At 45.5% G+C, this 25,272-nt stretch carries 7 protein-coding genes; all 7 read left to right on the forward strand.

All coding sequences use genetic code 11. From position 1 onward, the window contains the following. Positions 1-160: 160 nt before the first annotated feature. The 7 genes from BV372_RS02880 to BV372_RS02910 all read left to right on the forward strand — a co-directional run bounded on the left by BV372_RS02880 (position 161) and on the right by BV372_RS02910 (position 24,872). Positions 161-3,760: a baseplate J/gp47 family protein gene (locus BV372_RS02880; RefSeq protein ID WP_086682991.1), complete on the forward strand. Its 3,600-nt coding sequence runs from the start codon at positions 161-163 to the stop codon at positions 3,758-3,760. A gap of 436 nt (positions 3,761-4,196) precedes the next feature. Then, the gene (locus BV372_RS02885) at positions 4,197-4,685 is read left to right on the forward strand and encodes a carbohydrate-binding protein (protein ID WP_256973071.1); all 489 of its coding nucleotides are present in this window, start codon (positions 4,197-4,199) and stop codon (positions 4,683-4,685) included. 83 nt (positions 4,686-4,768) lie between these two features. Further along, complete coding sequence (locus tag BV372_RS02890; RefSeq protein WP_086682993.1) at positions 4,769-8,449, forward strand: hypothetical protein; 3,681 nt, start codon at positions 4,769-4,771, stop codon at positions 8,447-8,449. Further along, positions 8,442-13,910, forward strand: a complete 5,469-nt coding sequence (locus BV372_RS02895) for a hypothetical protein (protein ID WP_086682996.1) — start codon at positions 8,442-8,444, stop codon at positions 13,908-13,910. The genes BV372_RS02890 and BV372_RS02895 overlap by 8 nt, the downstream gene beginning before the upstream one ends. Before the next feature lie 151 nt (positions 13,911-14,061). Further along, on the forward strand, positions 14,062-17,607 hold the full coding sequence (locus BV372_RS02900) for a contractile injection system tape measure protein (RefSeq protein ID WP_086683000.1): 3,546 nt from the start codon (positions 14,062-14,064) through the stop codon (positions 17,605-17,607). A 56-nt stretch (positions 17,608-17,663) separates the two neighbouring features. Further along, positions 17,664-24,344, forward strand: coding sequence for a DUF4157 domain-containing protein (locus tag BV372_RS02905; RefSeq protein ID WP_179197952.1), 6,681 nt, complete (start codon positions 17,664-17,666; stop codon positions 24,342-24,344). Between the two features lie 21 nt (positions 24,345-24,365). Next, on the forward strand, positions 24,366-24,872 hold the full coding sequence (locus tag BV372_RS02910) for a barstar family protein (protein ID WP_086683005.1): 507 nt from the start codon (positions 24,366-24,368) through the stop codon (positions 24,870-24,872). The last annotated feature ends 400 nt before the right edge of the window (positions 24,873-25,272 follow it).

Here is a 25,272-nt window from a genome sequence, read left to right on the forward strand (position 1 = left end):
AGGTTCACGCAGAGGGGCGCAGAGGTTTTATTAAGGTTATTCGTGTTGTTGGTTTAAACAATTGGTATGTTCTTTCAAATCTGCGGCTGAGAATGTCTTTAATTTTGAATTTTGAATTGTTAACCTGATGTCCTACTTTACGTTGGTAATCTAGAAATCCATGAGCATCCGCCCCGATCTACCTAAAAATCCATTAATCCGCGATGGGGTAAGCCAGCGCCAGCGACAGGTTTTAGCTTTGTCGCCCGATTACGTCAAGATTGACGAACACGACCTGGCTGATTTTCTGGTGTTTGCTCACAAACTCAGTAAACAGGTTAATTACTACAACTACAAGAACCAAAAAGAAGGTAACTGGCAAGAATTTTTTGCTAGTAGTACACCTGTGCAAATCGCTTTGATTAGCAAAACTCGCCCTCAAAAAGTTAAAGATAACTATACGCAGAATTTGAAAGTGTTTCTCAAAGACCAGTCGGCGGCGACTCTTGCACCTATTCTGGAACTGTGGAAAACCGAGTTGTTGAGTCCGATCGCACAGTGGTATGAGGTGCTAGAATCCTACACTCCGCTGAAATCGATCGTTAAAGGACTGGTTAAGACTAATCTGAGAGAGCCTTTAAGAAGGATGCAGTTGTTTGAGCGTAATCAAGGTATAGGGACGGATTTTTATCAAAAATTTGTAGGAGTATTTGGGCTGGATCTCAGTTCGGAGCAAATAAGCGAACGCACTCGTGTAAACAGGACATCGGAACCGCGTGCTGAAGTAGATGCTGTTTTTCAGATGTTGTATCAAACTTACCGTCAGATTATCAAGGAAGCACCGAAGTATTTAAAAGATAGTTTGACAGCCCGACAGGATCATCCACCGCATCTATCGTTGTATTTTGCCTTTTGGGAGGTGATGCAACCAGCTAGAGATGATCTCAATCGCATGACTCAGCGTCATCTTGACTTTTTTTACCGTCAAGTGCTGCTTCTTGGCGATCGCCCAGCCCAACCAGACCACGCTCATTTAATATTTGAACTAGCCAAGGCTCAAAAAGAATACAAACTCAACGCCGAAACTCGCTTCAAAGCTGGTAAAGATGCCAGTGGTGTTGAAATGTTTTACAAACTTGATGCCGAAACTGTCTTTCATAGAGCGACGATAGCCAGCTTGCAAGGGCTGTTTTTGGATTCACAAGAAATCGCAACTGGCAATATCCCCAACAATCTTTTGGGTTTGTATGCTTCACCGATAGCAAACTCTTTTGATGGTCAAGGTGGAGATTTCCCTAAGGAACAAGCGATAAAGACCTGGCTACCTTTTGGGAATCGCACACGCAACCATGCTCGTTTAGGGCTAGCGATCGCCTCAAATATTTTTTATCTTCAAGAAGGGATACGCACCCTCATTTTTACTCTGACCTTTGATCGGGCAATTGCTGGAGTGTTAGCCAGCGATTTACCGAATATTTTCACTGTTGATTTTAGCGGCAAAAAAGATTGGGTAGTAGGGAAGATTGGTGATTCAGAGATTAACAGCGAAACTAGCCTAGAAACCCTAAAATTAGAAGTCAGCCTAACAGCCGATCAAGAGCCAATCGGTGTTTACCATAGCGAACTACCTGGTGCTGTACTCACTACAAATTTGCCTGTCGCCAGACTGCACTTAAAAGATGAGGCGCAAGTGAATGGCTTGTCACCTTACAGTTATTTCCGTGACCTCAAACTTACCAAACTCACGATCAGTACCAAGGAAATAGAGATCCACGACTTGGTACTGCAAAATGATTTATCCCCCATCAACCCAAGCAAACCCTTCCCACCCTTTGGCCCCAGACCAGCCGTAGGCGCAACCTTTTATGTAGGGAGTAAAGAAATTTTTCTAAAAAATCTTTCTGTTCTCAAGATGAAGGTTGCATGGCAAGGATTACCTGCTGATTTAGCAAACTATTATCGTGGGTATTATGTAGACGGCGATAGCAATCAGCCAGACTTTAACAATTTCTCAGCCGAGGTAAAGCGACTCACGCAACATACTTGGTCAGCAGAAGGCTTACCTAATGACTACAATCTCTTCAATCCAGAAGGCGAGCGCATTCTTGTAGATAGGACATCCCAAACACCTCTACCTGGGGAAGAAATCGACAACTTAACCAGCTTTAATCTGCAAACCAATAGCGGTTTCTTGCGCTTTGTACTCAAGCAGAACTTCCTGCACGACGAGTTCCCCCGTAAATATGCCCTCCAAACATTAGCCTCAGCTAAAAATTTTGCGGTTGGGGAATATGTTAATGGTGCTGTTTATGAACTGAGTACTGGCACCTTAACACGATGGCATCCGAGCGTGGAATTTCCCACAGAAGTAAAAGTAGCACCAATTACGCTCAACGAGCCTTATACCCCTGTCATTCAGTCAATGACGCTCAGTTACATCGCTGTCGCAGATCAACAAGATTGCAAACTGTTCCACCTCCACCCGTTTGATAGGTTTGCCGAGTTAGTATCAAAGGACACGCCAGATTTCTTACCGCAGTTTACTAATGAGGGTGAATTGCTGATTGGACTGAGCGACCTTGACCCACCCACAGCTTTACCCTTACTGTTTCAGGTAGCAGAAGAGACAGCAGACACAGCTTTGGAAAAAGCCGATATCCAGTGGCATTATCTCAAAGACAATACTTGGATATCTCTGAGCGATCGCATTGTCAGCGACAGTACTAATGGGCTAATTACTTCAGGTATTGTCAATCTAGGGATTCCGGAGGACATTAGCAAGGATAAAACCACCATCCTTGACCCAACTCTGTACTGGATCAAAGCCAGCGTACCAGCCCGGAGTGGGGCAATCTGCCAAATCCTTGGTGTCCATACCCAAGCTGCGCGGGTGACTTTCACCGACGAAGGTAACGATCCGAATCATTTAGCTGCGCCTCTACCTGCTGGGGCGATCGCCAAACTGGCTGTACCAACACCGGAAGTCAAAAAAGTAGAGCAACCCTATGATTCTTTTGGTGGGCAAATCAAAGAGCAGCCAGAGCATTTTTATACCCGGATTAGCGAATATCTACGCCATAAAGGACGGGCTGTTACCATCTTTGACTATGAGCGATTGGTATTAGAAAAATTTCCCCAAATCTATAAAGTTCGCTGCATTAATCACGGACAGGTGGGGCAAGGCAAGCAGTTTCATGAACTAGTACCTGGGGCTGTAACTTTGGTTGTGATTCCTGACTTGTCGCAGCGTAGCAGCACCAATGACCTAGAACCCAAGGTCAACATTAACTTACTAGAGAAAATCGAGAAATATTTGGCTAGTCTTAGCTCATCTTGGGTAGATATCAAGGTTGTTAATCCCGCATACGAGCATATCCAAGTGGAGTGTGAGGTGAAATTTAAATCCCCATACGACGCTAATTTTGGCTATTATCGCCGGGATTTGGAACAAGCGATTACCCAGTTTCTCACGCCTTGGACAGTCGATAAAGGAGATGAGATTCATTTTGGCGGCACAGTTTACCGTTCTTCTATCCTCAATTTCATTGAACAGCAATACTACGTTGATTATGTCGTTGATTTTAAGATGCATCATGATAACCAGCGCAATGTTCGAGAAGCGATCGCCTCAACTGCGCGATCTGTTCTCACCTCGGTTTCGGCTGAAACTACAGGTCAAACCCACATTATTCAAGAAGCAACTACTATTGCTGCTAATGAAAAATTTGTATCCGGCATTTTGGGTTATGAGTCGCTGGATGCGTTGGAGTTGGGCGAATGAATTTTGGATTTTAGATTACACCCATGCATGATGCTCTTTCTTCGATCAAGAATTTTTGATTTTTGTTTTATTCCACGAATAAATTCGCTCACTCTCAGACCTTTTTAAAATTTAGGTTTTGCATTATTCAATCCAAAATTTAAAAACTAATATTCGGTGAGGTAGAGGAAGAAGTAATTAACCACAGATGAACACAGATATGATTTATTTGAGGAATCAAAAATAAAAATCTAAAATATAAAATTGTTTGACATATAGCGTTTACCAAGCCAGTGAGGTACAAAAAGAAGTAATTAACCACAGATGAACACAGATGAACACAGATAAATTCGTACCTCAGCAGGCTGAGAAACACTATATCGATAGTTCAAAAGTTTATCCAGTAAATATTTCAAAATCTAAAATCCAAAATCTAAAATCCAAAATTGTATAACTTATGTTGACTTTATCTACTATTGCTATGACTTTGAGAAATCGCACTGAACTTAAGAGTTTATTCAAAAATAAAAGTCGTCTATCAGAATCCCAATTTGCTGAGTTGATTGATTCGACTTTAAACAAACACGATGATAAATTTTACGGACTTTGGCAAGACGGGCAGACATATCAGAAAGGCGATATAGTCTATTACCAAGGTGCCCTCTGGGAAATGCAAGCTGAAAAAGAAATCTGCGCTAAAAAAGATGCGCCACCAGGGATAGGTTCGGATTGGAAATCGTTGCTCAAAGAATTAGAGCAGAAAGTAAACACCATCGAGCAGAATTTAGAAAAACTAGGCAAGGAATTTGCTGAGTATAAGCAGCAGATGGAATTACGTCTGGAAAAACTGCTCAAATATCTGACATTCCTGACCTTGGGAATTGCGATCGCTCTTGTGTGGTTGTTTGGTGGTGCCATCTATCAGCTGTTCAGTGGTGCAGGATGAAAAATCAGTACTAAAAACTTCTTCTTTTCTATTCCCTGTTCCCTGTTCCCTGTCCCCTTGCTCCTTCAAAGTACCTGAATTCCATGCTGGAATACCTAAGCATCTCGAAGCGTCAGCCTGAATTTCCTGATTATTTAAATTTTCAAGTATTAAGGGACATTGGCATCACACACCTACAGGCTCTGTCTGGTAAACTTTGGACAGATTACAACCTGCACGATCCTGGCGTGACTATCTTGGAAGTGCTGTGCTACGCCGTTACGGATTTGGGCTACCGCAACAATCTGGATATTCAGGATTTGCTAGCCTTGAATCCGGCTAACCGTGATAGCCAAGAGAACAACTTTTTTACCGTTGATGAAATACTCACTTGTAATCCAGTCACAGAGTTGGATTTACGCAAGCGCCTGATCGACATTCCTGGTGTCCGTAACGCTTGGCTGGAAAAACTGACAACCTATAATCCAGCCATTTACGTAGACTATGCTCACAACCGCCTGCAATCCACTCTGCCAAATGGTCAATCGGCGGAAAATGCCCTACGTCTTCATCCACGAGGACTTTACACCGTTTATATTGACCTCGATCTCGGATACCGCAAAAATGCCTGTGGGCAGCTTTCCCGTTCCTGGTCTGATACCCTAGATCAAGTGAAAGCTGTGCTGTGTAAGTATCGCAATCTCTGCGAAGATTTTCACGATGTTGTCGTTTTAGGTGAAGAAGAAATTGGTATTTGTTGCGATATTGAACTAGTCGCTGATGCTGATGCTGAGGATGTATTAGTAAATATATATACACGATTAGAGGCATTGATTTCGCCTCATTTGCGGTTCTACACCATACAAGAATTGCTAGATAAAGGCAAGAGCATAGCCGAAATTTTTGCTGGCAGACCTGCGGTTCTTCATGATGAACCTTACGACAGTCATGGCTTTATTGATACTGACGAACTGGAAGCCCTGACTCCACCTAAGATCATCTACACATCAGATTTATACCAAGAAATATTAAAAGTGCCAGGTGTAGCAGCAGTTAGGCAACTGAGCATCACTAACTATATCAATGGTTTACCGCAGTCGCAGCACCCCTGGTATCTACACCTGACGCAAGGATATAGTCCAATGTTGGGGGTTGAATACTCCAAAGTCACTCTTTTTAAGGGTGTTCTGCCGATCGCCGCAGATGTGAATGAGGTTAAGCGCCGCTATTATGAACAACAAACTGCATATATCAAAGCCCTGCGGGAAGATTATGAATTAAATCTGCCTGTACCACAAGGTAGTTATTACAACCTTGCCGATCACTATTCGATTCAGCACGATTTTCCCCTCACCTATGGCATTAGTGAAGACGGTTTGCCAGAAACAGCTTCAGCATTGCGTAAGGCCCAAGCCCGTCAATTGAAGGGATATTTAGTATTTTTCGATCAGTTTTTAGCCAACTACCTTTCCCAACTCGCCCATGTGCGCGACCTATTTTCCTGGGAAATTGATCGAGCGAAGGATCGGCAAATTGAGTATAAAACCCAACAACCGCTCAGACGGCAGACTTATTTTATCCAGGCTGTTGATTTCCCAGACCGTCCCGCCATCATTGGCGATCATTATCTTGACTCGCTGCAAGAGGAATTAGATACAGATACCTACCGCGATCGCCGGAATCGTTTTCTTGACCATCTGCTAGGTCGCTTTGCCGAGTCCTTTAGCGATTATGTATTGCTCAACTACCGGATGACCAAAGAACACCGCGATCAAGACAAGCATCAAACCGAGATTATTCACGACAAAGCCCACTTTTTAAAAGACTATCCTTCTTTAAGCCGCGATCGCTTCCGCGCCTTCAATTACTCCAAACAGGTATGGGACACCAACAATGTATCGGGCTTTAAAAAACGGGTTTCTCGCTTGCTGGGCATTGAAGATGTGCGGCGGCGTGACCTCTGCCATTATCGAATTCATCAAGATACTGGTGGTTTTACCTTTTCTGTTAGCTATAGTTCAGAGAAACAGCCATTAACTAGCCAGCAAAGTTACGCTACCCAGAAAGATGCTCAGGCTGCTCTAGAGAAGTTTTTGCTGTTTGCCCTACATGACGATTTTTACAAACGCCTTGCTTATAGCTATGACCCTACCACCGCAGAAGAAGTTGGTGCTGCGGTAGGATTAACCACCTACGGCTACGCCATAGTAGATACTGAAGGCAAAGTTTTAGCTGCAACTACCGAGCATTTACCCACGCCCCAACACCGAGAGATATCTCTACAAAGTTGGTTTAATAACATTCAAGTTAACCAAAATCAATTTAGATTTACGGTAGAAAAATCTAACGCAGCCTATTTGTTTACGCTAAAAAGTAACACTACTGAGCAAATCCTGCTGCAAAGTGTGGACTCCTATGCCTCAGAACTTGATGCTTGGAAGTCTGCTGGTAAGTTTGCAGAACACCTACGTTACTTGAGCCGCTACATCAGCCCCGCTAAAGATCAAACAGGTCAAAGCTATAGCTTGGGTATTACCGATCAATCCGGTAAGGTAGTGGCGATTGCACCAACAGAGGTTAATGCCTTTGAAACCTTTAAGCTGTTGAACTCGGTTGAGTCATTGTTGCAGATTGAAGCTGTGACAGGAACAACCTCCGGCTATCGCTTTCAGTTACTAGATTGGCAGGAAGCCACCTTATTACAGGGCACAGAGTTATTAGAAAATGAAAATGCTGCCCGCGATCGCTTTTATCGCGACGTGTTAGGTATCTTAGAGCCGACAACCATCTTCCCTACAGAAACTAAAGACGGTTTCGGCTTTCGGGTACTGAGCCGACCACGCGATCAAAAAAGTGAAGTTGCTATCCACCCACAAAACTATGCAACAGCATCCGAGCGTGATGCTGCGATTAACCGTTTGTTTCTCCTGGTACGCACTGCTCGCCTGACTACGGAGATAACGCAACAATCGTCTGCTTATGTCGGCCAGATTTATGACAAACAAGGGCAAACCCTACTACAGAGCCAGCAACGCCACAATAATATAGAAGACGCATGGCAGCACGGCAATATACTGCTAGAACTTGCTCAAAAACGAGATAATTTCCGTTTGATTGATGGTGACAATGGCCCCTATGGCTGGGAATTGACCAACAAGGGCAAAGGCTCAATCCTCTCTACCCATTATTACGCTAGTAAATCTGAGCGAGATCAAGCTATTACAGCAATACAGACGCGCATCAATGATGAAGGATTTCATTTACTAGAGCATATTCTCCTTCGTCCGCAAAAGAATTTACCTGTGTCTATCTCTGGGGAACTCGCAACTAAAGAAAACTTTTTGCCCATTTTTGTGACTGCGGATGATGCCACAACCCTTGGAGAACAACCGACTTTAACCTGCCAAGACCCCTACTCTTTCTGGATCAGCGTCATTCTTCCTTACTGGCCAGAGCGCTTTGGTGAGATGGATTTCCGCAGTTTTGTCGAACGTACCTTGCGACTGGAAGCACCAGCCCACGTTGCGCTGAAAATTGCTTGGCTAGATGTGCGCCAGATGAGGGAGTTTGAAGTTGCCTATCACGACTGGCTGGAGGAACTAGCCCAGGATACTTGCTCTGGTAATGCTTGCGATTTAACTGGGGCGCGCAACCGTCTCGTGGCAATTCTACCCCAACTGCGAAGTGTTTATCCCCAAGGCATCCTGTACGACTCCCAGACAAGTAGCCCTGACGATCAACCAATTATTCTCAACCAGACTGCTCTAGGAACTGCCAATGATTAAGGCTATAAACACCATCATCAATCGAAGCGGCTACCCCGTCTTTACACCGAACCAGGTGTTGACCAAGGATGATCTGAATCATCTTGTCAATTACCTCGATGAGCAGAATCGCCTCACCCGTGCCTACCTGATTGGTGTGGGAATTGTTTGTGGGCTGGAGGTGAGCAGCACCTATGAAACAGAACAGGCGCAGATTCAGATCTCAGCTGGATGCGGCATTACTTCCGAAGGTTATGCGATCGCTCTTGCAGACACGACGCTCACCCATTATCAACCTGAACAGCTAGTTTCTGCTGCTTTGTTTACGCCGAGTCAAAAACAAGAGCCAGAAGTCAGCACTGCGCCACCTGTAAATTACAAAGTTATAGAACTATTCGAGCAAAGCGGGGATAAGGATAAACGCATACCTCTGCATCAAGCTGCGGACGGTAGTTCACGAGATAAAACAGCATTTAAAGACTTCCTGAGCAATCGCGTACTGGTGGTTGTGTGTGAACTTCAAGATGTACAGCGCGACAACTGCCGACTTGATTACAATAACCTCAGCCAAGAGCGTAGTCTGCTTTATCGCTTTTTTCTGCTCCCGCGTACTCAAAAGCCGGACACAGACAAGGAGGCGATCGCGGCAGAAACCCTACTGAAAACAGGGTTTCAGATAGAGCAGTTGCCCTCATATTGGCAAGGCTTTGACACTGAGGCATTGTTTACCGCACGCAATAACTATTTCCTAGAGAGAGATTTTGCCCCGAAGGTGCAACGCTTCGGATATGTACAAACCAAGGAAGATGGTAATAGTGTAGACCTAACTAAAATCAGTAACTACAAGTCATTCCGGGATAACTACTCTGATATTTGTCAAAATGCGATTGAGGCGATTGGCACAGCGTTTCCAAAACTTTTTCGGCTTTTCTCGCCATTTTTCAGTTCTTTTCAACCTAATTCAGCAGATGATTTTAGTAACCTGAAGGCAAGGTTGGAATTGATATTAAAAGGTATTAAGCCACAAATTCCCGAACAAACTGTACCACCAGAAAAGGTTGAACCAACCTACACTCTGCAATATTTTTATGATTACCTCAGTCAACTAGTCGCTGCTTATAATGAATTAGCTGAAGCAGCCTTTGACTTGATGGATGATTGCGCCCCTGACACACAGCGCTTTCCGAAATTTCTGATGCTGGGGATAGTTCCGTCTCCCGACCAAGAGATCAAAGTGTATGAACCAGCTTCCGCCTATCGTAGCCATTTCACCCAGCCCCCAATTTACAACGGTAATCAGCTGCGCGTTAAACAGGTGCGTCATCTGTGCGATCGCCTGCTCAACCTATGTCAGGAAAATAGCTTTTACCTGCTACCTTTTTCTGCCACTCCCCTGAAAATCACGCCCAGTAAAGATAGTTCCGTTCAGCTGAGCGAACAAGCCATTCCTTATTACTTAAACTACTCGGAAGTTTATCGTTACTGGAGTTATGATGCTTACCGTAAAGGTAGAAGTCACCTACTACCTGCTTATTTCACCCTTAAGGTAGATGACAAAACAGCATCTATTCCCGAACGCGATGATTTAGTCTATCGGTTGGATGGTCAGAATTTCTACCGCATTGAGGGACATATCGGCAAAGCTAACGGCGACGCACTCAAACGCATCCAGGAATATCAGCGGCGCTACAATTTAGCGTTTGATGTCATCACCCTCAAGCTTGGTAGTGAAGCTAGTCTCCAAGATTTGAACATTTCTGGTCAGTTTGATGACCTGGAATCAGATTTTAGGCGGATGAAAGAGACTTTCGATAAACTTTGGATTAAGTATGCAACAGAGTCAAAAAATGTCTTTCTGCAAACACTGAAGCAGGTTTTCTTTGACCAACCTAGCCTGACTGTCATCAATAGCAGCCAATTATTTAATCCTATTCTGGAGATGGCTCGGAAACCAGAAGCCTACGAATTTGTCCAAGAAAATGCAACTCAGCGTTATCGGCTATTCGTGTGCGACAAAACCAATCAGCAAATTGCACGCTACGTTACTCAAGCTGCCAACATTGAGGGCAATAGCCTCAACGACTTTAACACCCTGAGCATTGATTTTTCCGGACTTACTGATGATGACATTAACAAAGAAAAGCAACGCATTATCAAAGAGATAGCGGACTGCTTATCCTTGGGCAAAATTACTTATGGAATAGTAAGTGATTCGTCCCAAAATTATCACCTAAAGCTTTCAACAGAGTATCAAGTAAACTTGCCGCCAGGCGATTCTTCCAGGACGTATTCCATTGTTTTACTTTCGTTAAATCATTTTGCTGTTAGCTTTGATAAAAACAATTCACCAATCATTCAACAACCGGAGTTTCAAGACGTTGAGACTCTTTACAGTTTGTTGCGAGATGTGCCTGCAACATTTAATACCGACACCTACCAAATGGGTAACTCCCAGGCAGCTGAGGAACTAAACTATTTTGAACTCATAGGACTGATAGAAGCTTATCAGCGGCGACTTGAGCAACTGATGAAGTTGCATTTGTTCAACAAATTTGCCGAACAACATCCTGGTGTGGAACACTTAGGTGGAGTACCCAAAGGTGGCACATTTATTTTGGTATACGTAGATGGTCAAGAAGTTGATGAACTTCTAGCTGCTGACAAAGACCCGGCTATTTATAAATTACTTAGCTTACGCACCGCAGCTATTGAAAAAACTGCTGCTTTCCCACCTGCTGCGCCTCAAGAAGTCATCAGCAGTTGGGAGAAACTATTCCCAGAATTGCAAAAGCGTAAGGATGTAGTCGTGGGGGATTTTTGCTTACCTTATCGCTGTAGTAGCGACGCACCCGCCGTCAGTTATGTATTAGCTAGACCACGCCCGATCATTTTGCTGGAGAAAACAGTCTTTTGTGAAGATGATAGCAATAAGTATCAATTTACCCTGGAACCGGAAGGTGGCACAGTTCGGGGAGAGGGAATTTTGTTTGAGGGAATCAAACAACTCTTCCAGCCAAGTAGTATTGGCCAAGCTAGTAAAGACGAGCTGGCTAAGGGTTCGGAAATAGCTACCACTTTCGCCTATGCGGTAGACGATACATACGATACGCTGACTGTAACCATCTATCCTAAGCCACAAGCTAATCTTTCAATTACTCAAGGTCAACACTTCTGTCACAATGCTGGAGCATTCGAGATTACCCTGGCTGAAGGAACACCTGAGAATGTCGAGTTAATTCAGGTGAGCATTGACGGTACAGAAACCAGGATTTTGGATACCAGCCAATATGCAACTACAAGTCAACCACAGCAAGTTACTATTACTGCACTGATCCGCGATCGCCGAACTCAGTGTGAAAATACTGTGACTCGTACTGTTACAGTCAACTCCTTACCTGAAGCTGAATTGTCAATCACTCAAGGTCAAACCTTCTGCCACAATGCCGAGGTGGTAGAAATTACCTTGGCTGCGGGAACACCTAAGAATATCGAGTTAATTCAGGTCAGCATCAATGGCACAGATACCAGAATTTTGGATATCAGCCAATATGCAACAGGTAGTCAACCACAGCAAGTTACGATCGCCGCACAGATTCGCGATCGCCAAACCCAATGCGAAAATACCCTCACCCGTATCATCACAGTCAACCCCCTACCTGCGGCTGAGTTGTCAATCACTGAAGATCAAACCTTCTGTCAAAATGCCGGGGTAGTAGAAATTACCCTAGCTGCGGGAACACCTGAGAATGTCGAGTTAATTCAGGTTAGCATCGACGGCACAGAAACGCGGATTTTGGATACCAGCCAATATGCAACAGTTACTCAGCCACAGGAAGTTACTATTACTGCACTGATTCGCGATCGCCAAACCCAATGCGAAAATACCCTCACCCGCAACATCACGGTCAATCCCCTACCCGTAGCTGAGTTGTCCATCACGGAAGGTGACAACTTCTGTCACAATAGCGGGGTAGCAGAAATTACCCTGGCGGAGGGAACGCCTGAGAATGTTGAGTTAATTCAGGTCAGTATCAATGGGACAGAAACGAGGATTTTGGACACTAGCCAATATGCAACAGCTAGTCAGCCACAGCAAGTTACTATTACTGCACTGATTCGCGATCGCCAAACTCAATGCGGAAATACCCTCACCCGCACCATCACAGTCCACCCCCTACCCGCGGCTGAGTTGTCCATCACTGAAGGCGACAACTTCTGTCACAATAGCGGGGTAGCAGAAATTACCCTAGCTGAGGGAACGCCTGAGAATGTCGAGTTAATTCAGGTCAGTATCAACGGCACAGAAACAAGGATTTTAGATACTAGCCAATATGCTACAGGCAGTCAGCCTGAGACTTTGACGGTCGTGGCACTGATTCGCGATCGCCAAACCCAATGCGGAAATACCCTCACCCGCACCATTACAGTCAGCCCCCTACCCACGGCTGAGTTGTCAATCAATGAAGGTGAGAACTTCTGCCACAATGCCGGCGTAGTAGAAATTACCCTGGCTGAAGGAACACCTGAGAATATCGAGTTAACTCAGGTCAGTATCGACGGCAAAGAAACCAGGATTTTAGATCTCAAGCAATTTGCAACAGGTAGTCAACAGCAGCAAGTTACTATTACTGCATTGATTCGCAATCGCCAAACTCAATGCGAAAATACCTTGAGCCGTACTGTCACAGTTAATCCTTTACCTGAGGCAGACTTTCAGGCAGAGATTGCCAACATCAACGCACAAGGCTTTTCTGTTCGGGTATTCAATATTCAACCAACAGACACATCTTTTAGCTTTGTCTGGGAACACCCCGGCGGTAGCCCTAACACCAGCAATCCTGGTAATAGTGAGTTCATCATCAGCTATAACTATGATTTCAATAATTGGGTAGCTGATGCTGAGGTATCTATTACCTTGCGGGTTAACACGCCGCCTACCCTCGGTAGCTGTAGCAGTGAACCAATCACCAAAAAGATTGCCATACCCTCTAGTAATATGGTGGGGTTTAATTTGTTAACCATCAGCAATAGTCAAGTGCTTAAAAGCGCTTTATTGGAAAGCGATAACACTTTCAGACTATCTGAATTTAACCCAAACAATGAATACGCGATCGAAGTTGTGACTGTCCCAGCAACCGTAGACCGCATAGTATTTACTTATACTGCTCCTGGTGATGACGCGAAGATTAGCACACAAGTTAATCCACTTTATCGCCTACCCGATGGCTGGCAAACGATTGTAGGCGTCCATACAATCACAGCAAAATTCTTTAAGGAACTTAACAGCACTCAGATCGAAAGTGTAGCTTCAACCGTGATTATTCGCATCACTGACAGTGAAGCCGACACTCCCACCGCCACCCCATCCACACCCTCAGCTACATTGCTCAATCGCCTGCGGGTTTTATTTCAGATGAGGGATGGGCATATTACTGATATCAAACCAGTTAACCGTTATGGAGAACCTAGCAATATGGCATAAAAATATCTCTTCTCTCTGTGTCTCTGTGGTTTCAGATTTCCTACCACAAAGGCACGGAGACACAAAGTATTTTTAAAACAGTCAATCACGCCAGGTTTTGGCACAACCAAGCATGAAAATCTGTCTTCCCATGCCCAATGCCTAATGCCCCATGCCCAATCATCACCAGCCTATGACCAAACAACGCCACATCATTGGAAGGACTGTATTAGAACTCGATACCGGGCGAATAGCTGATGTATGGAGTTTACAGGAAGATGTGAGTCGCTTGTTTCAGCAGCAGGGTGTGCAGGAAATCGAGCGTCTCTTCGATGAATTGGTGGGGGATGAAGAGGTGATTCGGCTGGATCGGGTGGTGGTGGAGGTAGGTTCTGTTGACCGCCGATTTTTAGCGGATGAATTTATTGGCAACTTACTGGACGCCCTCAGACAGACTTTGGGAGATCATCTGGCAGATCGGGTGGTGGCTAGTGCGAAAACCGAAAAAACTACCCGCGATGCCTTCGGCAAACCCCTTTGGAGCGATCGCAGTGCTTCAGAGTGGGAGGTGTTACTTTACTTTTTGCGCTATGGGCGATTGCCTTGGTGGTGTCCATCTGGGGATTGGCAAGCTTGGTTCCCGCGCTGGGAAGCGGTGATGCAAAGTGATACCGCTTGGCAGCAATCTCTGCGGGAATTACTGACAAGCAACCAAGCAGCACGGCAACGCCTAATTGAGCAGTTACCAGAATCCTTCTTGCACCAGTTGATATTGCAGCTACAGCCAGCCTGGACGGTCTGGCCTGCGCTGCTGGCGCAAGCTAGGCAACTGATGCAGTGCTGGGAATTAAATAGTAGTGCTATTCGATACCTGGATAGGCAAACCTGGCTATTACTACTAGGAGAAATTGGTGCAGATAACGCACCGACAAGACCTTTTCCTGCAAGTTGGACTGGCAAATGGTTAGCCCAACTTTTGGAAAACTGGCAGCAACGCCCAAGCTATAATCAAATTCGTCGAAGATTACTCCCTATTCTAGAAGCAGTTCCCAGCGACGAGCAGACACTTTGGCTGACAGCGCTAGATCGGGTTACAGTGCGATCGCTCAATCAACCCCAGCAAGCAGCAGAATTTTCACCCAATCTGCAATCCAGCCCCAAGACCGATTGGGAAGTTTTACTGTACTTTTTACAATCTGGTCGTTTGCCCAGGGAACAAGCATTAGCGAATTGGCAAGACTGGCTACCACGGTGGGAAAATGCCATCCAGAATGAAACAGCGTGGCAGATGCCTTTACGGGAATTACTGAGAAATAATGTAGCAGCACGACAGCGATTAATCGCTCAGTTACCGGAAGCTTTGCGGCATCAACTACTATTGCAGTTACAGCCAGCTTGGACGAGTTGGCATATCTTGCTGGCTCAAGCCAAACAATTAATGCAGTCTTTGAGCTTAAGTAGCGATAGCTTCGAGGAATTGTCAATACAGGCTTGGGAACTACTGCTAGCTGAAATTGGTGCAGATAATACATCCGTAAGTCGTTTACCCGCCGCAACTTGGACTCGTAACTGGCTAGCCCAACTCGTGCAAAATTGGCGCTGGTCTTCAGAACCCAATTCACAGCCAGAAGTTCGGCTTGCAGATGAAAACCTTAATCAAATTGCTCAGGAACGACTACGCACTAGTATTGATGCTGTATCTCCTGCCCAAAGATCCCTTTGGCTGAATGCATACAAGCAGGTGCTAGAGACGAAAAAGCGATCGCCTCAGCTTCCTGAAACGCGCCCTCAGCCAGATTGGCAAGTGTTACTATACTTTTTACAATATGGTCGTTTGCCCAGCGAGCAAGCATCAGAGAATTGGCTACCCCGCTGGGAAACAGTCATCCAGAATGAAACCGCTTGGCAGATGCCGTTACGGGAATTACTGAGTAATAATGTAGCAGCACGACAGCGATTAATCGCTCAGTTACCGGAAGCTTTGCGGCATCAACTACTATTGCAATTACAGCCAGCTTGGACGACTTGGCATATCTTGCTAGCTCAAGCCAAACAACTCATGCAATCTCTGAGCTTAAATAGTGATAGCTTCGAGGAATTGTCAATACAGGCTTGGGAACTACTCCTAGCCGAAATCAAAGCAGATAACACATCCGTAAGTCCCTTACCTGCCGCAACTTGGACTCGTAACTGGCTAGCCCAACTCGTGCAAAATTGGCGCTGGTCATCAGAACCCGATTCACAGCCAGAAGATCGGCGTCCAGATGACAACCTCAATCAAATTGCTCAGGAACGACTACGCACTAGTATTGATGCTGTATCTTCTGCCCAAATATCTCTGTGGCTGAATGCATACAAGCAGGTGCTAGAGGGTAAAGAGCGATCGCCCCAAAATCCTGAAGTTAGTCCTAAGCCAGAATGGGAAGTGTTGCTATACTTTTTATCTTCTGGTCATTTGCCTAAGCAGCCAAAATCAGAGAACTTGCTGGCTTGGCTAGCCCGCTGGGAAACTGTCATCCAAACTGAAACAGGGTGGCAGATGCCGTTACGGGAATTACTGAGAAATAATGTAGTAGCACGACAGCGATTAATCACTCAGTTCCCAGAAAGCTGGCGGCATCAGCTAGTATTGCAGTTACAGCCAGCTTGGATAAATTGGCACACCCTGGTGGCACAAGCTAGAGAACTGATGCAAACTTTGAACCTGAGCAATGATATCTGTGAGCAATTGAATCAGCAAGCTTGGCTGCTGCTGTTAGCTGAAATTAGCTCAGATAATGCATCAGCAAGACCCTTACCAGCAGCTACCTGGACTCGCAATTGGCTGACCCAACTCGTGCAAAGCTGGCAGGTAGCACCGAACTTTAATCAAATAAGCGGACCTTCTCCCCCTGTAGAAGCAGCAGAAGCGAGACAGAACAGAGCCAATCAGAACTCGCGCCAACAGCTACGTAATATCATCGCAGCATTACCAATTACCGAAAGCAGTCTTTGGCTAAATGCCCTCGACCAAGTGCTAGCTGCTACATCTGCACCCAGCATTCCCTCATCACAGAATGAAACGGATACAGTTAGCGACAGAACTACAACGCCCACAGACGAGCCAACCCCATCGGTTGAACAGGTAGAAATCGGTACTCAAGAACTTAACAACCCGCAGAGGATACCTCCCCGACGGGCTAGGGGTTCTACATTATCAACCGAAGAAGAAACGGCGGGGCTGTATGTCAACCAAGCAGGACTCGTACTGTTGCATCCGTTTTTACGCATCTATTTAGATGAGGTGGGGTTGTTAGATGGCGAATCTTTCCGGGATGAATCGGCGCAGCAAACAGCGATTTACCTGTTGCATTACCTAGCTACCAAGCAAACCGACGCCCCCGAATACGAACTGGTGCTGCCCAAACTGCTTTGTGGCTGGCCATTAGACGAGCCAGTTTCTCGTGGGCTAGATTTACCCGCAACCGCCCTAACTGAAGGCGAACACCTGTTACAAACTGTAATCAATTATTGGGAAGTCCTCAAAAGCACCAGCCCCGACGGTCTGCGAGATGGCTTTTTACAACGTGCGGGCAAACTCACCCGTAGCGAGGATGGTAACTGGAAGCTTCAGGTTGAGCAACAGGCGATCGATATTTTGCTGAGTCGCCTACCTTGGGGACTCAGTATGGTGAAGTTGCCCTGGATGGATGACATTCTCATTGTGGAATGGCATTAGCCAGCAGTATAACCAACAGGAACTCACAACTACTTTTTCTGCACAAAGGTAAACCCATGAAAAGCAGCGAACCCCAAAAAAGCACAAATCATCAGCCAACAGCGCAAAAGTCTTTTTTCGGGGCGGAGCCGGATAGGGCATTCTTTAAGGCAGAAGGAGAACAGTCTACACCTTTTTTCCAACTCAAAACGTCCTCGCCGCCATCCCTACCAGCCAAATCTGCTATCAGTAACACAGAGGGCATCAATCAGCCAGAGGTGCAGCAAATGTCCGCGTTTGATAACGAAATCAACGGCAAGGCGGTTGACACTATACAATACCAGGCTGACCTGAGGCGTGAACCGGAAGAAAAAGAACCCGTTCAGCGACTGGTTGAGGAAAAAGAAAAGGAACCTGTGAAACGACAGGTTGAACAAGAGGAGCAGCCGCTGCAAACAAAAATGGATGGTAGCCAGCCTGCCAGTATCAATTCATCAGAGATGCAGAAGCCAAACCAAACTGGATTGCCGGATAACCTGAAAGCTGGGATTGAAAGCCTATCCGGCATGGCAATGGACGATGTGAACGTCCACTACAATTCCGACAAACCCGCCCAGTTACAAGCGTTGGCATACACACAGGGCACGGATATCCATGTGGCATCAGGCCAAGAGCAGCATCTGCCCCATGAGGCGTGGCATGTGGTGCAACAACAGCAGGGGCGCGTGCAGCCGACCATGCAAGCCAAGGGAGTAGCAATTAATGACGCTTCCTCCTTAGAGCAGGAAGCAGATGTCATGGGCACGAAAGCATTGCAGATGAAACAGAGCGATCGCAGCCAAATTGGTTCTACTACTCAAACGTCGGCTGTGCAGCCAAAGGGAGAGACAAGAGATATCCCAGATACTGCTATCGAGGCTTCTGAGGAGGAAGTAGGTTTCACACAAGAGAAATTGCCGCCCAGCAAAGTTGATAACCCAGAAAGATTCGTGATTCAACGAGTTCAAAGGTTCGACGCAAATGGTAATCTTCTACCCGAAATCGACGATAACCAGCAATTTTTTGACCAGTTGCATCCAACCGTGCAGCAGCAGATTCTGGCTTTACCAGCCAGGGCTAGGCAATTCTTAATGGCACGTCCTGCTGAAGTTAAACAATTTCTAATACAGTTACCCTGGCCGATTCAATTACAATTGATTAGATTTTTAGATGTCATATTCCGTCTGCATGATGACATAGTACGGCATGGGTTTGCTGATGCCTCTGGCTTGCCTGCCTCTGCTGGACAGAGTAAAGGCGATATGGCAATGGTTGTACATGGCCAACAACAAGCACAGCAACAAATGCCGCCAAATATGGTGGAGATTTTGCAGAATTTGTGGCAACAACAGCAGCAGAATCCTGAAATCCGGCGGATATTTGGCTTCGCAGACTCCACACAGTTCTTCAGAAATTTCAATATTAATATTCCCAGCAGCTTTTTCCAGCAACCTCTCGTGAATAACAACGTGCTGTTGTTAGAGTATCCACGCGACCCCGAACTCCGTCCTCAACCAGAAATTGAGCAAGATATCGCCGTTTTTGCTAGCATGACTCTAGAACTTGCGGCTCAAATGACCCCTGCACAATCTGGTAATCTTCGACCGCAGGAATTGGCTGCGATTCCAGCCAATGCATTCGCCCAGATACCCCCTCTCGCATTTAATAATATCCGGCCGGAAACTCTGGCAGCTATTACCAACGAGCAAGTCGATTTACTTCAACCTCAACAACTAGCTGTAATACAGCTGGCACAATTTTCCGCCCTAGGAGTGACGAAATTTAGTCGCATTCCTCCCCTGGCTTTCCAAGCGCTTCCCGCTACGGTCTTCAGAGCCTTGACAGAAGCACATGCTGCTGCCATGCAGGCAGATCAGGCTGCCGAACTTGGCATTAGACAATTGTTTAAATTTTCCTCTAGGTGTTTCAGTTGTTTAACTCCTAATGCATTTGCCAGAATCAACGCTGCACATTTTTCGCGTCTACCTCTTCTTTTAGTGAATGCCATTACACCTGGCCAAGCTGCTCAGATGACGATCGCTCAATTCCAACAACTGCCAATTGGGATGTTGAAAAGAATCCCAGTGAACACATTTGCAAATCTTCCGCTTACTTGCTTTGCACAAATTAATATGAAGCGTTACCAGAATTTGCCGGATACTCATCTGTTAAAAATTGATGCTGCTCGCTTTAATCAGATTCCGCTGCTCAGTATTGATATCAACAGTACTTCCGTAGAAGTTTTTCCACGCTTATCACCCAACCACCATTTCGCCAATTTTACACGGCTCCAAACTAGAGCCATTCGAGATATTCACCTTAGTGTGTTGACTCAAAATCAGCTGGTGGCACTACCAGATGCAGAAATGAGTAATATCTCAGAAAAAATCTTTGCAATTATCAATCATAACTATTTCAGCCATTTAAATGCTGGCAAAGTGGCAGCTATTACCCAGGCACAAGCCCAAGTCATCACCCAAAACCAATTTTTGGCACTACAAGATGCACGAATAGGTGATCTCTCCCAGGCCAGCTTTGCAATTATCAATCATAACTATTTCAGCCATTTAAATGCTGGCAAAGTGGCAGCTATTACCCAGGCACAAGCCCAAGTCATCACCCAAGACCAATTTTTGGCACTACAAGATGCACTCATCAGTCATATCTCACCAGCCAGTTTTGCAAGTATTGATTCTGACTATTTCAGCCATTTAAATGACCGCAAGGTGGCAGCTATTACCCAGGCACAAGCCCAAGTCATCACCCAAGACCAATTTTTGAAACTACAAGATGCACTCATCAGTCATATCTCGGCGGTAAGCTTTGCCAAGATCAATGCTAACTATTTCAGCCATTTAACTGCCGATAAGGTAGCAGCGATCGCCCTGGAACAAGTGAAAGCCATTACCAAAGACCAATTTGCGGCTTTGCCAGATGCACTCATAACTCAGATATCGCCGAGCATCTTTGCCAGTATTAATACTGTGTGTTTTAGGCGTTTTAATGCTGGCAAGGCTACGGCTATGACGCTGCTTCAGATGGCAGTAATGATCAAAAACCAATTAAATAAAATTCCGCCAGGTGTGTTTGGCAACTTGCATGAGGGCGTTTTTAGCTTTATTTCTGAAGATTGCTTCTCTGGAATCACAGAAGACCAAGTTGCCAACATCAGTGCAAATCAAATAGCGCGAATTACGCCAGCACAATTCCTCAATTGGGTACCCGATCAACTGAAAAAGGTACAAGCAGCCGTCTTTGCTAAACTTTCTCCTGATTGTATTGCTGAGATCACAGGCAACATGGTTGCTGATATCACTCAAGGACAGGCGCAAAACATGTCATCTGTGCAGATTGCTGCACTTAAACCACAAAGATTGCCGCAGATTCCAAATAACATCTTTGCAGAATTTAGTGAAATCGATGTGATTCCAGCTTTGTCTTTAGCACAAGCACAAGAAATCACCACCGGGCAAGCTGGAGCAATGAAGCCAATTCAATTCCAGGCTTTGGCACCTGTAATCTTGGCAGCATTGAAACCTGCCGTTTTCAAGGAACTCCGGGCAAATGAATGTATTGCGAATATTACAAATGCACAGGCACAGGCGATCGCACCAGATCAAGCTGGACAATTACAACAAGCGCAATTTACACAATTTCCACATCTGGTTTTGTCTGATATCACCCCACAAAGCTTTGCCAAATTGAGTGACATAAACTGTATTGCCCACATGGATGCCAATCAGGTTGCTGCTATGACACAGGGACAAATTGCCGCCATGACAGGGCAACAAGTTCAGCGCCTACCTGTTGCCCATGTAGCTAGTATTACTGTCAACCAGATTGTCGCTTTTCAACCAGCGCAAATGTCGCAGCTTAATAATGCGCTAATTGCGGCATTAAATCTTGGTCAGATCCAGGCTCTTACCTTACCCCAGTTGGCAGGAATGGGACAAGCTAAAGTTGCGGCTTTTCAAGTTGGGCAAATGGCACACCTCAGGCTCGACCAAAGAGTGTTTTTGAGACCTTTGCTAACCAATGCACAAACTGCTGCTTTACCAAGAGTCATAGTCGCTACTGATACAAGGGCACGCGTTGGGGCTGGTATTCATGGTCGCGTCGCTGGCATTTCTGAACAAGAGGTTTCAGGACTGGATGATACCCAAATCCAAAGTCTAGATGCTGCTGACACTGGTGCGATGACTCCCGCCCAAATCCGCAGCTTGCAGCCTGCTAAAGTTGCTCTGCTGACTCAGGCGGCAATTCAGGGATTGAATAATGCAGCCAGAATTTCCGCCTTAATCCAACCACAAATTGCATCGTTAACGTCTACGCAAATCCAACATTTTGCTAATAATATTCAACACTTCACACCACGACAAATCAAAGGCTTTTCCCATCCACAAGTGGCGGCAATTCAGCAGGCGAATTTGCCGAGTTTGCAACAAATTCAGATTCAGGCTTTGACGACAAAGCAAATACAGGCTTTAACCACCCAGCAGTTGGAATGGTTAACAAATAACCAAACCCAATGGATCACAGCAACTCAGTTGCCAGATTTCACACCGCTACAAATTAATAGTTGGAAGAAAGAAAAGCTCGCTCTAATTGCACCTGCCGAGATCCCCATGCTGCACGCTGCACAAATAGCTGCTCTGAATGCGGATCATCTAAAAGTTAATGGTCTGACGGTCAATCAACTACAAGCACTCACTCTGCCACAAATTCGGGCTTTGCATCCCGCACAAATTCCGGATTTGCGAATCAACGATTTGACGGTAGCGCAAATTCCGGTATTGACTACTGCCCAGATCCAAGCCTTAAGCAATACACAACTCGCGGGTATTGCACTCAATCTTATTCAAGCCTTTACCGCAGTGCAAATCCGTGCTTTACTCCCCGCTCAGGTTCTCCATATCCTTGTGCCAAGCCTGAATGCACTGAGTGATGAACAAAAGGCTGCGTTTACTGTTGAACAGCGTCAAGTAATGCCTGCTAATTTCGCAACAGCAATCAATCGTGACGCAATACCCATACCAAATGCAACTGTAGATTTGCCCAGTAAGGATTTTGTTAATATTGCGACTTTAGGAGCGAATGGATTCGAGACAGTGCCTCTGGATGTATTAATTGGCCTTGATATAAATAAAGTTGGGCAATTTACCGATCAGCAAATCCAACAACTTAGCCCACTTCAGATTCAGGCTTTGACACCCCAGCAAATCGCAGCTTTACATCGTGCCCGCATCAATGCCATGACGGATGCACAACTCCAGGCACTGACAATTCCCCAAGTCAGGGCAATCACTCCCGAGCAATCGGCCTATTTGACAGCTGATAAATTAAAACAATTTAGTGCCAATCAAATCGCCGCACTGTCAGTGACTGCTAATGGGTTTCCCCAGAACCACCATGTGGCAAACAACGCCATGACAAATGAGCAGATCAAAGCACTGACAATTAGCCAATTGCGTGCCATTCCAGATGCAAGATTTGCTCATGTCGGTGAAGGCTGGTTAGATAAACTCTCACCCGCACAAATTTATTGCCTGTCTGGAACACAGTTGAACAGCTTGGACAACGCAACATTTAGGCAGTTTAGTCAAAACCTCATCCCGCATATCCACTTGTCAGCTTTGCCCCTGATTGCTCATGCGAAACTAGATCTCTGGGCTGGGCTGCGAATTCGCGCGCTAACATCGGCGCAAATTCAGGTACTCACCACCGCTCAAGTGAGCAATCTCCAGTCGGCGACAATTGGGCAGTTAAACGATTCTCCGGTTAGCGTCCTGACAGTTCCGCAAATGCGATCGCTGACAAATTCTCAGTTGCAGGCATTTTCGGGTGCAATGGTTGCTGCCATTAGTCCCGCAGGTGTGGCAGCACTGACTGGGGTGAAAATTGCACTATTTGCAGCACACATTAATCAGCTAACCAATCCCCAATTAGCTGCCTTAACCCAAGACCAATTAGACTATTTGATTCAACATCAATTGAGCAGGTTTACAGATGCACAATTAGGCTTTCTCTTACACCGGATCAACCCAGATAAAGTTGTTGCTAATGCCGCACCACCAGTCACTCATCCTACGGGGGAAAATCCGGTAAGAGGTCATTTACCTGCTCCAGTGCAGGGAGATGTCCCTGGTATTATAGGTGGGGTGGGTAATGCTGGTCGTCGAGCAATGTTATTGTCAGTACTGCCTCCAACGACGACAACAGACACGCTCAGAGGACAGACTCAAAATACTTTTGCAACAGCAATTTTAGCTCAGGGAGGAGTGGCAGTACCTCACCTCCTGGCTGCGGTTACTGCTCTACGCTCACGTTATGCCGTACCGAATTTGGGGCAGGGTGTAGCACAGCCTGTTGATGAATTTCTGAGCATTCCCCCAATTAAATTGGCAGAACTTGTGGTAGCTGAATTTTATAGAACTCACAATTTTAATTGTCTGCACCCCACCATCCGGCGTACCTATTATTTTGAGAATCGTCCTAACGCCGCACTAGGCTGGAACGCTGCACTAGGAACCAACAATCGCCCACTTCCCCTTTTAGATGCTTTGGCTCCACGTCCGCTAAACCAGCGTTATGTCGAGTCCGATATTTATCCCTTCTATAGTGGTGGTCTTCGAGGAATTCATCGCATCATTATCGCTTGGGATTTCTCAGCAGCTTATTACACCCCTGACCACTACAACACGTTTTTGCAAATTCTTTAAGGCTCATTTTTGACCAAACATATGAAACAAATCAAAAATATATTTGATTTCAACAGTAAGGCTATCTTAGTCTTAACTGCACGCGAAAGCCAGTTAGAACAGCTGAGTTACGATTTGGCTCAGGAAGAACCTACTGCTAGAATCTGCTGGATTCGGGGATGGAAATGCCGCACAGAAGCTGATTTTCATAATGAAATCGCTGCTGCCATCCAATTTCCATTATCATATGGTGAAAATTGGGCAGCCTTCAGCGATTTTCTTGGAGATATGCGAATGCAGAGTGTCAATCCACTTGTGCTGATTGTGGCTAGGTCTGGGCAGTTATTTGAAAATGAATCTTACCCAGTGATCCGTGATTTGGTAGAAATTATCTCCGGGATGGCCGAGAAGTGGTCGCAACCTGAGCCGGATTTTGGGCTAGCACCAAAGGTACTCAAACTCGTCTTGCAAGAAGATTATGGGAATCTAGTGATTTTGAAAGAGCAACTGAGCGCCAATGAGTGTGAATTTGAAGAAATCTCTGTTTGAAACTGAAAAATTTGATCGCTCATCTGTGGTTCATGTTATTAGTTCTGATTGATTAATTTGTAATCCAAACCCTTTATTTACAGTATCTTCCTCTCTAATTTTCTAAACTAATAAATAGCAGAGAAAGCCAAAAAAGCACACCTAAGCAGCGAGCAGCGCGATCGCAATTTGCTGTAGAGTTTTCCGTCAGGCGATCGCCCATATTACAACATAAGAAGAAATGCGATCGCCATCTTGTTGCGAATGTTTTAAAATTTAAGCGATCGCCTTCTCCATGCTCACCTAAAATGTCTATAGCAGTCCTAAATCATTTGTGAAATTATTTTTCTTCTCCTTCTTCGTGCCCTTTGCGCCCTACCCTGCGGGAAGCCGCTCCGCGTCTATGCCGTTAAAAAGAATA

Source organism: Nostoc sp. T09, assembly GCF_002154695.1.
GTDB lineage: Bacteria > Cyanobacteriota > Cyanobacteriia > Cyanobacteriales > Nostocaceae > Aulosira.

Bases quoted from the DNA above. Each gene is read 5' to 3' on its own strand.
- BV372_RS02910 (WP_086683005.1), top strand. From the start codon at position 24,366: ATGAAACAAATCAAAAATATATTTGATTTCAACAGTAAGGCTATCTTA.
- BV372_RS02890 (WP_086682993.1), top strand. From the start codon at position 4,769: ATGCTGGAATACCTAAGCATCTCGAAGCGTCAGCCTGAATTTCCTGAT.
- BV372_RS02895 (WP_086682996.1), top strand. From the start codon at position 8,442: ATGATTAAGGCTATAAACACCATCATCAATCGAAGCGGCTACCCCGTC.
- BV372_RS02880 (WP_086682991.1), top strand. From the start codon at position 161: ATGAGCATCCGCCCCGATCTACCTAAAAATCCATTAATCCGCGATGGG.
- BV372_RS02905 (WP_179197952.1), top strand. From the start codon at position 17,664: ATGAAAAGCAGCGAACCCCAAAAAAGCACAAATCATCAGCCAACAGCG.
- BV372_RS02900 (WP_086683000.1), top strand. From the start codon at position 14,062: ATGCCCAATCATCACCAGCCTATGACCAAACAACGCCACATCATTGGA.
- BV372_RS02885 (WP_256973071.1), top strand. From the start codon at position 4,197: ATGTTGACTTTATCTACTATTGCTATGACTTTGAGAAATCGCACTGAA.